This window comes from Lentzea sp. JNUCC 0626 (assembly GCF_043632865.1).
Classification (GTDB): Bacteria; Actinomycetota; Actinomycetes; order Mycobacteriales; family Pseudonocardiaceae; genus Lentzea.
The window spans coordinates 791347-806044 of the sequence record NZ_CP171635.1; the positions used below are offsets into that span (position 1 = coordinate 791347).

General features: G+C 68.5%; 13 protein-coding genes and 1 pseudogene. 12 read left to right on the top strand and 2 right to left on the bottom strand.

All coding sequences use genetic code 11. From position 1 onward, the window contains the following. Positions 1-5: 5 nt before the first annotated feature. Complete coding sequence (locus JNUCC0626_RS03760; protein WP_394618233.1) at positions 6-956, top strand: cellulose binding domain-containing protein; 951 nt, start codon at positions 6-8, stop codon at positions 954-956. On the opposite strand, the gene JNUCC0626_RS03765 is transcribed toward JNUCC0626_RS03760, so the two are convergent. Then, positions 957-1940 (bottom strand): LacI family DNA-binding transcriptional regulator, encoded by a 984-nt coding sequence (locus tag JNUCC0626_RS03765; protein ID WP_394618234.1) that lies wholly within the window; start codon positions 1938-1940, stop codon positions 957-959. Between the two features lie 74 nt (positions 1941-2014). Between JNUCC0626_RS03765 and JNUCC0626_RS03770 the strand changes: the two genes are divergently transcribed. From JNUCC0626_RS03770 to JNUCC0626_RS03810, 9 genes and pseudogenes are all read left to right on the top strand, one after another. Then, positions 2015-3190 (top strand): MFS transporter, encoded by a 1176-nt coding sequence (locus JNUCC0626_RS03770; protein ID WP_394618235.1) that lies wholly within the window; start codon positions 2015-2017, stop codon positions 3188-3190. A 70-nt stretch (positions 3191-3260) separates the two neighbouring features. Beyond that, positions 3261-3728: a hypothetical protein gene (locus JNUCC0626_RS03775; RefSeq protein WP_394618236.1), complete on the top strand. Its 468-nt coding sequence runs from the start codon at positions 3261-3263 to the stop codon at positions 3726-3728. Between the two features lie 170 nt (positions 3729-3898). Continuing rightward, on the top strand, positions 3899-5134 hold the full coding sequence (locus JNUCC0626_RS03780) for a pectate lyase family protein (protein ID WP_394618237.1): 1236 nt from the start codon (positions 3899-3901) through the stop codon (positions 5132-5134). Further along, positions 5131-6003, top strand: a complete 873-nt coding sequence (locus JNUCC0626_RS03785) for a carbohydrate ABC transporter permease (protein WP_394618238.1) — start codon at positions 5131-5133, stop codon at positions 6001-6003. Before JNUCC0626_RS03780 ends, JNUCC0626_RS03785 begins: the two co-directional genes overlap by 4 nt. After that, the gene (locus JNUCC0626_RS03790) at positions 6000-6815 is read left to right on the top strand and encodes a carbohydrate ABC transporter permease (protein WP_394618239.1); all 816 of its coding nucleotides are present in this window, start codon (positions 6000-6002) and stop codon (positions 6813-6815) included. The genes JNUCC0626_RS03785 and JNUCC0626_RS03790 overlap by 4 nt, the downstream gene beginning before the upstream one ends. 8 nt (positions 6816-6823) lie before the next feature. Next, positions 6824-8092 carry an ABC transporter substrate-binding protein gene (locus JNUCC0626_RS03795; RefSeq protein ID WP_394618240.1) on the top strand — a complete coding sequence of 423 codons (1269 nt, stop codon included), beginning with the start codon at positions 6824-6826 and terminating at the stop codon, positions 8090-8092. Next, positions 8089-9234: an enolase C-terminal domain-like protein gene (locus tag JNUCC0626_RS03800; protein WP_394618241.1), complete on the top strand. Its 1146-nt coding sequence runs from the start codon at positions 8089-8091 to the stop codon at positions 9232-9234. Before JNUCC0626_RS03795 ends, JNUCC0626_RS03800 begins: the two co-directional genes overlap by 4 nt. 106 nt (positions 9235-9340) lie before the next feature. Continuing rightward, on the top strand, positions 9341-10273 hold the full coding sequence (locus JNUCC0626_RS03805; protein WP_394618242.1) for a pectate lyase family protein: 933 nt from the start codon (positions 9341-9343) through the stop codon (positions 10271-10273). Between the two features lie 243 nt (positions 10274-10516). Then, positions 10517-11068, top strand: a pseudogene (locus JNUCC0626_RS03810) (cellulose binding domain-containing protein); the annotation flags it as partial. Here the strand turns inward: JNUCC0626_RS03810 and JNUCC0626_RS03815 are convergent. Then, the gene (locus tag JNUCC0626_RS03815) at positions 11035-11499 is read right to left on the bottom strand and encodes a hypothetical protein (RefSeq protein ID WP_394622289.1); all 465 of its coding nucleotides are present in this window, start codon (positions 11497-11499) and stop codon (positions 11035-11037) included. The pseudogene JNUCC0626_RS03810 and the gene JNUCC0626_RS03815 sit on opposite strands and share 34 nt — an antisense overlap. Between JNUCC0626_RS03815 and JNUCC0626_RS03820 the strand changes: the two genes are divergently transcribed. Together JNUCC0626_RS03820 and JNUCC0626_RS03825 are read left to right on the top strand one after the other, a co-directional pair. Beyond that, positions 11381-13393, top strand: coding sequence for a glycoside hydrolase family 48 protein (locus JNUCC0626_RS03820; protein WP_394621961.1), 2013 nt, complete (start codon positions 11381-11383; stop codon positions 13391-13393). The two genes, JNUCC0626_RS03815 and JNUCC0626_RS03820, sit on opposite strands and share 119 nt — an antisense overlap. Positions 13394-13404: 11 nt before the next feature. Then, a complete protein-coding gene (locus tag JNUCC0626_RS03825) occupies positions 13405-14676 on the top strand; it encodes a lytic polysaccharide monooxygenase (protein ID WP_394618243.1) in 1272 nt (423 codons plus the stop codon). Positions 14677-14698 lie beyond the last annotated feature (22 nt).

Below are 14698 nucleotides of genomic sequence, written 5' to 3' on the forward strand. Positions count from 1 at the left end.
TTTTGGTGGTGGTTCTGTTGACCGGGGCGTGCTCGGCGGAACCGTCGGTGTCGTCTCCGGTTCCCACCACGCCTTGGAAGCCGCCCACGCTCGTCAACGAGCAGTTGCCTTATGAGGGGGTGCTGCACTTCGTCCGGGACGTGGTCGACGGGCGGACCGTCGAGCTGGCGGACGGGCGGAAGGTGCAGATCGCGCAGTTGGCGGCGCCGGTGGGGTGTTGGGCGGAAGGGGCGTTGGCGTTCGCGCGGACGACGTTGCTGGCCGGCACCGTGCGGATCAGCCCGGTTCGGTCCGGGGATGTGCGGCTGGAGTTGGAGGACGGCACCGATTACGCGGTGCTGGCGGTGCGGCAGGGCGTGCTGAAGGTGGCAGGGGCGGACGGGGAATCGCTGCCGACCACCGAGTCCGGTGCCGCCGTGCACGCCCGGCAGCTGCTGATCGCGGAATCGGAGGCAACCGCGGCAGGCAGGGGAGTGTGGGGGCCGGGCTGCGACACTCCCACTTCTGGACCCTCCGTTCCCGGACACTCCAGCCCCGGACCCACGAGCCCCGGAGCCACCGCACCCAGGCAGACCCCGGCGCCTCCTGCACCACCGGTCGTCCGCCCTCCAGCGCCGACGACTGCGGTGCCCACTCAGGCCTGCGCGGTCTCGTACCGCGTCACCGGTCAGTGGCCGGGTGGCTTTCAGGCGAATGTGAGCGTGCGCAACACCGGTCCCACGTCCGTGGACGGCTGGACGTTGCGGTGGAGTTTCGCGAACGGGCAGGCCGTCACCGAGATGTGGAACGCGCGGGCGCGGCAGTCCGGCAGCGTGGTGAGCGCGCTCAACGCCGTCTACAACCCGCGCATCGCCCCCCGCGGTGAGGTCGTGATCGGGTTCAACGGTTCGGTGCGGTCCGGGAACGCCGCCCCTGGCGCGTTCACGCTCAACGGCCAGGCCTGCTCGGTCGGATGATCAGGCGCTCTCCCGCACGACGAGCGAGGACGGGTAGAACGTCGCCCCGGAGGTGTCGCGCCGGTCCAGGACCGAGCGCGCCGCCGCCGTGGCTATCTCCTCGACCGGGTGCGTGCTCGTCGTGAGCGCGGGGCGGCTCAGGCCTGCGAAGGCGATGTCGTCGAAGCCCGCTACCGCGACGTCGCCCGGCACCCGCACGCCGAGGGAGTGCAGTCCGTCCAGGACACCTAGCGCGGTCAGGTCGCTCAACGCGAACACGGCGTCGGTGTCCGGCCAGCGCGCCATGATCTCGACGGCCGCCTGGGCGCCGCGCACCGCCGTGAAGTCGCCGACCACGACCCGGGGTTGCGCGCCGCTGTCGTGCAGGACCTTGCGGTACGCCTCGACGGCGCGGTCGCCGCAGGGCAGCCACGACGGGCCGGTGACCATGGCGATGCGGTGCCGGCCGGTGCGCACGAGGTGCCGCACGACGCCGTCGGTGCCGGAGCGGTTGTCCACGTCGAACGACGGCACGCCCCGCGCGCCGACGCCGACGGCGGCGACCCGGCCGCGCAGGGAACGCGGCACGGTTTCGAGCGCCGGTCGGGTCGGGTTCACCACCACCAGGCCGCCGAGGCCGCGGCTGTCGGCCAGGCGCGCGAGTGAACCAGGGTCGTTGAGGGGTAGCCAGTGCAGCGAGACGCCGACTTCGCGTTCGGCGGCCACGTGAGCGGCGGAGGTCAGTACGCGGCCGACGTACGGGTCGTCGAGCACCGCGGCCGTGTGCCCGATGACGGCGATCGCCAGGCGCGTGCCCGTGCGCGTGACCAACGCTCGGGCGGAGGCGTCCGGGACGTATCCGAGCGCGGCCACCGCCGCTGCGACCCGGTCCCTCGTGTGTTGTGATGCCGGTCCGTGTCCCGTGACGACGCGGGAGGCGGTCGCCCGGGACACGCCTGCGGCCCTGGCCACGTCGTCCAGCGTCGCGGTGCGTTCTGCCGTCATCTGAACAGTATTGCGGTGGAAGCGCTTCCATGTGTGGGGTAAGAACTTCAGTATCGAGAAAGGGAGGGACCGGGATGTCGGTCACGGTGCCGCGCAGTCAGATCCGAGCCGCCGCGGCGGGGGTCGCGGTCACGTTCGGCCTCAACGGCGTGGCGGTGGCGACCTGGTTCGCCCGCGTCCCCGCCGCCCGCGACGCGCTGGGCCTCACCCCGGCCGCGCTCGGCCTGCTGCTGCTCGCGATGTCCGTCGGCGCTTGCCTGGCGATGCTCACCGCCGGCGAGGTCACCCACCGCCTGCGGCCCCGACGCACCGTCTCGGTCTCGGCCGTCACCGTCGCATGTGGTCTCGCGCTGGCCGGCTTCGGCATCGGCGCGAGCCCGTCGGCACTGCTCACGGCCATCGGCATCTTCACGCTCGGCTACGGCTCCGGCCTGTGCGACGTCGCGATGAACGTCGAGGCCGCCGAGGTGGAACGCGCACTCGACAAGACCGTGATGCCGCGCTTCCACGCCATGTGGAGCCTCGGCACCGTCGCCGCGGCAGGGCTCGCCTCCTTCGCGGCCTGGGCCGTTCTGCCTGTTACCGCTCACCTCCTCGTGGTGGCCCTGGTCGTCGCGGTCGGCACGCTTTTCGCGGCCCGCACGTACCGGTTCGCCGGCCAGGCCGAGGAACACGGCCGGGGCAGCGGTGTCCTGGCGGCGTGGCGGGAACCCCGCACGTTGCTGATCGGCCTGCTGGTGCTGGTGTTGGCGTTCACAGAGGGCACCGCGAACGACTGGGTGGCGGTGGCGTTCATCGACGGCCACGCGTTCGCCCCGGCCATGGGCGCGGTGGTGTTCGGCGTGTTCGTCACGACGATGACGTTCGGCCGGATCTTCGGCACCCTCGCCCTGGACCGCTGGGGCCGGGTGTCGGCGATCCTCGTCTCCATGGTGCTGGCGGCGGGTGGCGTGACGATCGCGGTGTTCGCCGAGTCGCCCGCGGTCGCCGTGGCCGGGGTCGCGGTGTGGGGACTGGGCACGGCGCTGGGCTTCCCGGTCGGCATGAGCGCCGCCGCCGACGACCCGGCCCGTGCGGCCGCACGGGTCAGCGTCGTCGCGGTGATCGGGTACACCGCCTTTCTCGCCGGGCCGCCGCTGGTCGGGTTCCTGGGCAACGAGGTGGGCGTGCTGAAGGGGCTGCTCGTGGTGCCGGTGTTGTTGCTGCCCGCACTTCTGCTCGTGCCGATGTTGAGGCCCGTCAAGGACTGACGGTCGTAACCCACCGGCCTGGTAGCGCGATGGGACTGGCACGCGGAGCGGAGCTGATCACGCGGAGCCGGTGCAGCCTGGAGAAGAAGGACCTTCGCCGGCCGGGCGGATGGGCAAGGCCGCAGAGCACCTGGCCGCGGCGACCTGCATCTTGACCTCGCGCGGCAAGCTCAACGTCGCCACCCCGCTGGTGGACGACGAGGGCATCGATCTCCTGTTCAACTCCATCGGTGGTGACGCGGTGCCGGCCGTCCAGGTCAAGGCGCGAATGTCCACCGGCAAACGCCTGAAGTCCAAGACCTTCGTGGCCTTCGTCCGCACCCAGACGTTCCGGCAGCGCAAGGCGCTGGACCTGCTGTTCGTCGCGATCGACGTCGACAACGGAGTCGGTCACGCAAGGCCGTTTTCGGTTCTACGCCTCCATGAAGGACACCGCACGCGACCGTTGGCAGGCGTACAAGCTCACCCCGGCCGAACTCGCGCCGCGGCTGCTCGAACGCCTGCGGGAGCTCGACCACTCCGACTGATCAACGGCTGATCGATCCCAAGCGCGCATTCGACGGCATTCGATTCGAATAATCGTCGAATTCCGGCCTCCATCGTCGATTGAATTCACTTCGTTGACGCGTGGCGAACACATTCGTATTCTCGGTTCACGATCGTGGACCGTGTTCAAGAATGTGAATCCTTTCCGAAGGGTATTTCGCCATGCGGTTTTTCGCCTGCGGGCTGGTTCTCGCCTGCGCGTTCACCGGTACAGCGCACGCCGGACACGACCCGGCGAGGCAGGTGCTGCCCGCGGGTGACGGCTGGGCCTCGGCCGGACCCGGCACGACCGGGGGTGCGGCGGCGACCACCGTGCACGAGGTGCGCACGAGGGCCGAGCTCGTGGCGGCCCTCGCGGCACCGGCGCCGAGGATCATCAAGGTCAGAGGTGTGATCGACGCGAACACCGCGGATGACGGCATGCCGTTGCGGTGCACGGACTACGCCACCGACGGGTACAGCCTCGACCGCTACCTCGCCGCCTACGACCCGGCGGTCTGGGGCTGGGAGAGGGAACCGGAAGGGCCCCTGGAAGAAGCGCGGAAGGCTTCGGCGAGAAAGCAGGAAGCCACCATCGCGCTGAACGTCGGCGGCGACACCACGATCGTCGGGGTGGGCAAAGGCGCCGGGATCACGGGCGGCAGCCTGCGGATTCACGGCAGCCGCAACGTGATCGTGCGCAACCTGACCTTCCGCGACACCCACGACTGCTTCCCGCAGTGGGATCCGACCGACACCAGCCCTGGAGCCTCGCCGGGCAACTGGAACTCGCTCTACGACTCCGTCTCGATCCAACGCTCCGAACACGTGTGGGTCGACCACAGCACGTTCACCGACGCCCCCAACGTCGACAGCCGCCAGCCGTTCTACTTCGGACGGCCCTACCAAGTGCACGACGGCCAGCTCGACATCACCAACGGCGCCGACCTCGTCACGGTGTCCCGCAACCGCTTCGAAGAGCACGGCAAGACCATGCTGATCGGCTCTTCGAACACCTCGACGACCGACCCCGGCAAGCTGCGGGTCTCGGTGCACCACAACGTGTTCCGCAACGTCCTCGAACGCGCGCCGCGCGTTCGGTTCGGGCAGGTGCACGTCTACAACAACCTCTACGAAGGCGCCCAGACCTACAGCTGGGGCGTCGGCGTCCAGTCGCAGATCTACGCGCAGAACAACTACGTCAAGAACATCGCCCCCGAGAAGATCGTCTACAACTGGGGCGGCACGGCGATCACCGACCGGGGCAACGTGCTCAACGGCAGGCCGCACAGCTTCGTGCACGCTCACAACGCGGCCAACCCCGACAAGCAACTCGCCACGGACGCCGGGTGGACGCCGACGTTGAACCGCGGCCTGGAGCCCGCCCACCGGATCAGGCACCTGAAGGCAGGCGCGTGAAGAGCCGTTGGGCGCCGTACGCCCTGATCGCTCCGACGCTCGTGCTGATGGCGGTGTTCCTGGTCTACCCCATCGCGAGCGTCGGGTGGTTCAGCCTCCGCCAGCACACGGTGACGCAGCCGTGGAAGAACGGCTTCATCGGGCTCGAGAACTTCCGGCGCATGCTCACCGAGGACCCGTTGTTCTGGCAGAGCCTCGTGTTCAGCGCCAAGTGGGTGGCGGTGGAAGTCGGGCTGCAGCTCCTCCTGGGGCTCGCCCTCGCGTTGATCGTCAACGAGACGTTCGTCGGCCGGGCGGTGGCCAGAGCGCTGGTGTTCTCGCCGTGGGCGGTGTCGGGCGTGCTCACCACCGGCATCTGGATCCTGCTCTACAACCCGTCGACCGGGATCTTCCAGCAGCTCGCGCAGTGGGGGATCGGTGATCCCGGCACGTCGGTGCTCGGCAACCCGGACACCGTCTTCGAGGCCACCGTCGTCACGGAGCTGTGGCGCGGCGTGCCGTTCTTCGCGATCTTGCTGCTGGCCGACCTGCAGACCATCCCGAACGACCTGTACGAGGCCGCGTCGGTCGACGGAGCAGGGCGGTGGCGCCGGTTCCTCAGCGTCACGCTGCCCCACCTCAGAGACGCCATCGTGCTGTCGACGCTGCTCAGAGCGGTGTGGGAGTTCAACAACGTCGACCTCATCTACACGCTCACCGGCGGCGGACCGGCGAACCAGACCACGACGCTGCCGCTCTACGTGGCGCGCAAGGCCGTCGACTCGCACGACTTCGGCTACGGCTCGGCGCTCACGATGGCGGGCTTCGTGATCTTGCTGTTCTTCTCGATCCTCTACCTGAGGCTGTCCAAGTTCGGGAGCCGGGCATGACCCAGACCCTCAGCCGGATCGCGCGGCTGCACCTGCCGTTGGCGCTCTACCTGTTGTTCACGCTCATCCCGTTCTACTGGATGCTCGTCTTCGCGCTGAGGCCGACGGGAAACACCTCGCTGGTGCCGTGGCCGATCACGTTCGAGCACTTCGACACCGTGTGGAACGGCATCGGGTTCGGCTTGTTCTTCCAGAACAGCCTGATCATCGGTGTCGGCACGCTCGTCACCGTCACGATCTTCGCGCTGATGGGCGGCTACGCCCTGGCGCGGTTCCGGTTCAAGGGCCAGCGGGTCTTCCTGCTGGCGTTGCTGTGCACGCAGTTCATCCCCGGCGCGATGATGCTGATCCCGTTGTTCGTGATCTTCAAGAACGCCGGGCTGTTGAACAGCCTCACCGGGCTGGTGATCGCGGACACCGCGTTCCAGCTGCCGCTCGCGCTGATCCTGATGAGCGGGTTCGTGCGCAACGTGCCGGTGGAACTCGAAGAGGCCGCGATGGTCGACGGCTGCACGCGGCTGCGCGCGTTCTTCGCGGTGACGTTGCCGCAGCTGCGACCCGCGCTGGTGGCCGTCGGGTCGTTCGCGTTCATCGGTGCCTGGAACAACTTCCTGTTCGCGCTCATGTTCGCGAGCAGGCAGGACAAGTTCACGCTGCCGGTCGGGCTGAGCTACGCGCTCGGCGAGTTCAACACCGACTTCGGGGCGCTCGCGGCGGGCGGGGTCGTCGCCGCCGTACCGGTCGTGCTGGTTTTCGCCGTCGTGCAGCGGTTCCTGGTGCAGGGACTCACCGCCGGCGCCGTCAAAGGATGAGGGATGCAATGAAGAGACTGCTGATAGCGCTCACACTCGTGCTGAGCGCGTGTTCCGCCACACCGGACGGGCCCACGACGATCACGTTCTGGGACAACAACGGTGGCCCCGGCCGCACGCCGATCTACCAGGAGCTGATCAAGCGGTTCGAGGCGGCCAACCCCGACATCAAGATCGAGTACGTCGGCATCCCCAGCTCGTCGGTGCAGCAGAAGTACGACACCGCGATCGCCGGCGGTTCGACGCCGGACGTCGGCGGCGTCACGACGTCGTACCTCGCGCACCTGGTCGGGCAGGACGCGCTCGAACCGGCCGACGACCGGATCGAGAACGGCGTGCTGAAGGGCAAGCTCCTGAACAGCCTGCTGGAGACCGTCAAGCAGACCGCGCCCGACGGCAAGCTCTACGCCGTTCCGGCCTCGGGCAACATGGACGTGATCTGGTACCGCTCGGACCGGTTCGAGGAGAACAAGATCCCGGAACCGTCCACCTGGGACGATCTGGCGAAGGCCGCGACGCAGCTGACCAACCCGGCCGCCAACCAATACGGCTTCACGATCCGCGGCGGCGCCGGATCGATCTTCCAGCTGCTCGCCGAGGCCTACTCCTACTCCGGCGTCGAGAAGTTCTACGACGGTGGGAAGAGCACGGTCTCGGACCCGCGCAACGCCGACCTGGTGCGCAAGGTCGCCGAGCTCTACAAGAAGGCCACCCCCGAGGCCGACGTGAACAACAACTACACCCAGATGGTCGCCCAGTTCACCGGCGGCACGGTGTCGATGATGCACCACAACCTGGGCTCGACCGGTGACGTCATGAAGGCGCTCGGGCCGGAACGCGTGAGCGCCATGCCGTTGCCCAAGGGCCCGTCGGGCAAGCGGACCGTGGTGCCGAACCCGACTGACGGCTTCGCGGTGTTCAAGGGCGGCAAGAACCGGGACGCGGCCTGGAAGTTCGTCGAGTTCCTGACCTCGGCCGAGAGCAACGGCTACTGGAACGAGAAGGTCGGCCAGATCCCGGCGAACACCGATGTCCGCGACGCGCAGTGGATCAAGGACAACCCGGCCGTCAAGATGGCGCTCGGCGTGCTGGAGGACCCGGCGACCGTGCTCGTGCCCGCGCCGGTCTACCTGCCCGAGTACTCGTCGATCACCAAGACCGACACCGAACCGCTGTACCAGAAGGTGTTGCTGGGCCAGATGCCCGCGCAGGAGTTCCTCGACCAGCTCGCGGCCAAGCTCACCACCGCCCAGCAGGACTGGGAGAAGCGCAAGTGATCGAACGAGTGGTCGTGCGGACGTTCAAGACCACCGCGGCCACGTCCGTCGACGCGGAGGGCCACCGCCACCCGGCGCCGGAGCACGAGGTCGTCGAGGCACTGCTGGAGATCACCGACACCGACGGCGTCACCGGGTACTGCCAGGTCCAGCCCGACCAACTCAGGCCGAGCGTGCTGGACAGGCACGTCCGGCCGGTGCTGCTCGGCCAGGACCCGTGGGACCGCGAACGGCTGTGGCGCCTGCTGGCCAGGAGACAGCGGGGTTCGCACGGCGGGTTCACCGACCGTGCGCTGGGGTTCGTCGATCAGGCGTTGTGGGATCTGGTGGCACGCAAGGTGAACCTGCCCGCCTGGAAGCTGGCCGGGGGTGCCCGTGACCGGATACCGGCCTATGCCAGCACGATGTGCGGCGACACCGACGGGCTCGCGAGCCCCGCCGACTACGGCGACTTCGCGAAACACCTCGTACAGCTGGGATATCGGGCGATCAAGCTGCACACGTGGATGCCGCCGGTGCCCGGAGCGCCGAGCGTGAGCAAGGACGTCGAGGCGTGCCGGGCCGTGCGGGAGGCGGTCGGGCCGGACGTCGCGCTGATGCTCGACGCGAGCCACTGGTACTCGCGGACCGAGGCGCTACAACTCGGCAGAGCGTTGCAGGAGCTGGACTTCTACTGGTTCGAGGAACCGATGGAGGAGGCGTCGGTCAGCTCCTACCGCTGGCTCGCCGCCCAGCTCGACATCCCGGTGATCGGCCCGGAGGTGGCGTGGGGCAAGCACTTCACCCGCGCCGAGTGGATCACGTCGAACGCCTGCGACGTCCTGAGAGCCGGGCCCGCGGGCAGCGGCGGCATCACGCCGGTGCTCAAGACCGTGCACCTCGCGGAGGCGTTCAACGTGGACTGCGAGATCCACGGCAACGGCTCGGGCAGCCTCACCGTGCTCGGCGCGACCGACGCCGGCCGGTGGTACGAACGAGGCCTGCTGCACCCGCACGTCGACTTCGACCGCGTCCCGCCTCATCGCAACACGATCGCCGACCCGCTCGACGACAACGGCGAAGTGCGGTTCCCGACCATTCCGGGAATCGGTGACGACTGGAATTTCGAACACATCGGAGTTCACACTCTTGAAGTGTGGTGATAATTGGCGAACAAGCCAGTCGAATATCTTCGAATTGGTTGACCGGTAGTTTCTGTGCTGGTTTCGTGAGTTCTACCGCCGCTCACCCTGAAACGGGAGTGGGTAAATGATCGGAAAACGAACGGCATTGATTTCCGCGGTCGCGCTCGTCGTCGGCGCGGTGGCCGCACCCCAGGCGGCCGCCGCCCCGTTCGGGCTGGTCGGCTGGGCCACGCAGGGAGGTGGCACGACGGGAGGCGGCAGCGCCTCGCCGATCACCGTGACCACCGCCTCCGCGTTCGTCACGGCCGCGAAGTCGTCCAGCGCGGCCGTGATCCGGGTGTCCGGCACCATCTCGTTGTCGAGCATGACGAAGGTGGCGTCGAACAAGACGATCGAGGGCGTGGGTTCCTCCTCGGCCATCACCGGGCAGGGCCTGAACATCGCCAACGCCTCGAATGTGATCGTGCGCAATCTCAACTTCAAGAGCTGGGGCGACGACGCGATCAACGTCCAGTACTCGACCCGCGTGTGGATCGACCACAACACGTTCTCCAACGGCTACGACGGCGCGGTCGACGTGAAGCGGGCATCGGACTACGTGACGGTGTCCTGGAACAAGTTCACCAGCCACAACAAGACGATGCTGCTGGGCCACAGCGACGACAACGGCTCGGAGGATCGCGGCAAGCTCCGGGTGACCTACCACCACAACTGGTTCGACGGAACGCAGCAGCGCCACCCGCGCGTGCGGTTCGGCAACCCGGTGCACGTCTACAACAACTATTACGGCGGCGTGACGTCCTACGGCGTCGCCTCCACCATGGAGGCCGGTGTCCTGGTCGAGGGCAACTACTTCGAGAACACCAAGGACCCGTTCCACCGCGGTGAGGGCAGCTCGCCCGGCGGGTCGCTGGTCGCGCGGAGCAACCACTTCGTCAACTCGGGCAGCGGCGACCAGGGCGGTTCGGTCAAGAGCCTTCCCTATTCGTACCCGCTGGACGGCGCGAGCAGCGTGAAGAGCGTGGTCACGGCCGGTGCCGGAGCCGGACGGGGCTGACGAGACCAGGGGGCGCCCCGAGTGGCGGGGGCGCCCCCATCCGTTCCTGGGACCGCTCCCAGAATTCCACTCGAAGGGAGCAGTAAGAGGAACTGCGGGAGCAAGACCTCTTGCGCTGCCAGCAGTAATGCCGAGGGCTGTTCGGCCCTTTCGGGCTTGCGCCTGTGATCAGTTGGTCGCTGTGGGCCACGTTACAGTGCCGTGAACTCTGGGAGCGCTCCCAGTTGTCGAGAGGGCGGCGGCATGACTCGACGAACAACGGCGTTGCTGGCTGCGGCGGTGGTGCTGATCGGCGGGGTTCCCGCCGTCGCGGCACCGCTGGCGGTGGCCTGCACCGTCACCTATCAGGTCACCAACGAGTGGAACACCGGATTCGGCGCGGCTGTGTCGATCCGCAACGACGGGGAGGCGCTGAACGGCTGGAACCTGACCTGGACGTTCCCGGACGGCCAGCGTGTGACGCAGGGCTGGAGCGGCAACTTCACGCAGAACGGCGCGGTTGTGAGCGTGACCAACCCCGCGTGGGCACCGACGTTGCCCAGTGGCGGTACCGCGCAGGTCGGCTTCAACGGCAGCAAGGGCTCGACCAACCGGCCCCCGACGGACTTCGCCGTGAACGGCGTGTCCTGCACCGGGCCCAACCAGGCCCCGTCGGTGGCGCTCACGGCACCGACGAGCGGCAGCAGCTACACCTTGCCGGCGTCCATTCCGCTGGCGGCCACGGCCCAGGACACCGACGGCACGGTCGCGAAGGTCGACTTCTACGCTGGTGACACGCTGATCGCGACCGACACCAGTTCCCCGTTCACCGGCACCTGGACGTCGGCGACCGCGGGCGACCACGTCATCACCGCACGGGCCACGGACAACCGCGGCGCCACCACGACCTCGGCCCCGGCCACCGTCAAGGTGCTGTCGGGACCGGCGATCCTCGCCTCCCCGGCCACGGTCTCGGTGAAGCAGGGCCAGACGGCGACGTTCGACGTCTCGCTCGCCACGGCACCGAGTTCCCCGGTCACCGTCACGATCGCCCGCAGCGGCAGCAGTGACCTGACCGCGAGTCCGGCCACGCTCACGTTCTCCGGCACCGCCAAGCAGACGGTCACGGTGACGTCGGCGAACAACGGCGGCGCGCTCGGCACGGCGACGTTCACCGCGTCGGCCACCGGGTACAGCGGCGCGAGCGTGACGGTCAACGAGATCGATCCGTCCACATCGGACTTCAACAAGGCGTTCCTGGACCAGTACAATAAGATCAAGGACCCGGCCAACGGCTACTTCCGCAAGTTCGGCGACCTGCTCGTGCCGTACCACTCGGTCGAGACGCTGATGGTCGAGGCACCGGACCACGGGCACCAGACGACGTCCGAGGCGTTCAGCTACTACCTGTGGCTGGAGGCGAGCTACGCCCGCGTCACCGGCGACTGGGCGCCGTTCAAGTCCGCCTTCGCGTCGATGGAGAAGTTCATCATCCCGGCGAAGGCCGACCAGCCGACCAACGACAAGTACGACCCGTCGAAGCCGGCGACCTACGCGCCCGAACACCCGCGGATGAACCAGTACCCGTCGGTGCTCGACAGCGCCACCCCGGTCGGCCAGGACCCGCTCGCGGCGGAACTCAGGACCGCGTACGGCAACTCGGACGTCTACGGCATGCACTGGTTGATCGACGTCGACAACACCTACGGCTTCGGTCGCTGCGGTGACGGCACGACGGCACCCGCGTACATCAACACCTACCAGCGCGGTTCGTCGGAGTCGGTGTGGGAGACGATCCCGCAGCCCTCGTGCGACACGTTCAAGCACGGTGGCCCCAACGGTTTCCTCGACCTGTTCACCAAGGACGCCTCCTACGCCAGGCAGTGGAAGTACACCAACGCGCCGGACGCGGACGCCCGCGTGGTGCAGGTGGCACTGCTCGCCCAGCAGTGGGCGACGGCGCAGGGCAAGGCCGGGGACATCGCGAGCGAGATCGGCAAGTCCGCGAAGATGGGCGACTACCTGCGGTACGCCATGTTCGACAAGTACTTCAAGCGCATCGGCAACTGCACCAGCCCCACGGCGTGCCCCGGCGCGACGGGCAAGAACAGCGCGCACTACCTGATGTCCTGGTACTACGCCTGGGGCGGCGCGACCGACACGTCCGCCGGCTGGGCGTGGCGCATCGGTGACGGCGCCTCGCACCAGGGCTACCAGAACCCGTTGGCGGCGCACGCTCTCGCGAACGTGCCGGCGCTCAAGCCGCTGTCCGCCACCGGGCAGCAGGACTGGGCGACCTCGCTCAACCGGCAGCTCGAGATGCTCCAGTGGCTGCAGTCGGCCGACGGCGGTCTCGCCGGTGGTGTGACGAACAGCTGGGAGGGCCAGTACGGCACCCCGCCGTCCGGCACGCCGACGTTCTACGGCATGTACTACGACGCCCACCCGGTGTGGCGCGACCCGCCGAGCAACCGGTGGTTCGGTTTCCAGGTGTGGGGGATCGAGCGCACGGCCGCGCTGTACCGGCTGACCGGCGACGCGCGGGCCAAGAAGATCCTCGACAAGTGGGTGCCGTGGGCGATCGCGAACACCACGACGGGCACGAACTTCCAGATCCCGTCGGACCTCGAGTGGTCGGGCGCGCCGGACACGTGGAACGCGACCAACCCCGGCTCGAACGCGAACCTGCGGGTGCGCGTGCTCAACCACAGCCAGGACGTCGGTGTCGCGGCGTCGTACGCCAAGGTGCTGCTGAACTACGCGGCGCGGTCGGGCAACGCCTCGGCCAAGACCACCGGTGAGGCGCTGCTGACGTCACTGCTGTCCAAACAGGACAGCCTCGGCATCGCGACGCCGGAGACCCGCACGGACTACAACCGGTTCGACGACGTCTACAACACCAGCACGCTCGAAGGCCCGTACGTGCCGAGCGGCTGGACCGGCCGGATGCCCAACGGTGACCAGATCGGGCAGGGCAGCTCGTTCCTGTCCATGCGGTCGATGTACCGCAACGACCCGCAGTGGCCGAAGGTGCAGTCCTATCTGGACGGTGGACCGGCACCGACGTTCACCTACCACCGCTTCTGGGCGCAAGCCGAGATCGCGACGGCGTTCTCCCTGCACGCCGAGATCTACGGGTGAGGAGTCCCGACATGAGGAAACGATTAGCTCTGCTGGCGGTCGCGGCCACGGTCGGCGCGATCCTGGTGCAGACCGGCGGCACGGCCGTCGCGCACGGGTCGATGGTGTGGCCCGGCAGCCGCACCTACCTCTGCTACGAGGACGGCCGCGCGGGCGGCGGTGGCGGCGATCTCAACCCCACCAACCCCGCGTGCGCCGCGGCCGTGGCCCAGGGTGGCAAACAACCGCTGTGGGACTGGTTCGGCAACCTGATCAGCAACGCCGCCGGACGCCACCGGGAGATCATCCCCGACGGCAACCTGTGCGGCCCCACCACGAAGTACGCCGCCTACAACCTGACGCGGGCCGACTGGCCCACGACCCAGGTGCAGGCGAACAGCACCGTCACGTTGCGGTACAACGCGTGGGCGCCGCACCCCGGCACCTGGGAGCAGTACGTCACCAAGGACGGCTTCGATGTCACGAAGCCGCTCAAGTGGTCGGATCTCGAATCCACGCCGTTCAACTCGGTGACGAACCCGCCGCTCGCGAACGGTGAGTACGCCTGGCAGGCCCGGCTGCCCAACAAGTCCGGCCGGCACGTCATCTACTCGCTGTGGCAGCGCTCGGACAGCCCCGAGGCGTTCTACAGCTGCTCGGACGTCGTGTTCGGCGGGGGCACCGGCACCCCGGACACCACGGCGCCCTCGACGCCCGGCACCCCTGTCGCCTCCGGCGTCACGAGCAGCACGGTGAAGCTCGACTGGAGCGCGTCCACGGACAACGTCGGTGTGGCGTCCTACCGCGTCTACAGCGGCGGCCAGGTGGTCGCGACCTCCTCCACCAACTCGGTGACGGTCAGCGGCCTGAGCGCGGACACCTCGTACTCGTTCACCGTGGTGGCAACGGACTCCGCGGGCAACGCCTCCACGGCGTCCTCCGGCGTCACGGTCAGAACCTCGACCGGCGGCGGTACCCCGACGGGGTCCTGCACGGTGACGTACACGCGGCCGAGCACCTGGAACGGCGGCTTCACGGCGAACGTGAGCGTTGCCAACACCGGCACCAGCGCGATCAGCGCGTGGCAGCTCGTCTGGGCCTTCCCGTCCGGGCAGCAGCTGTCGCAGGCCTGGTCGTCGACCGTCACCGTCGCGAGTGGACAGGCCACGGCGAAGGGCGTGTCCTACAACGCGGACATCCCGGCGGGCGGATCGGTGTCGTTCGGCTTCAACGCCAGCACGACGTCGACACCGACCGACCCGACGTCCTTCACGCTCAACGGTTCGGCGTGCGCCGTCCGGTGACGAGGGTCCTCCTCGCCCTCCT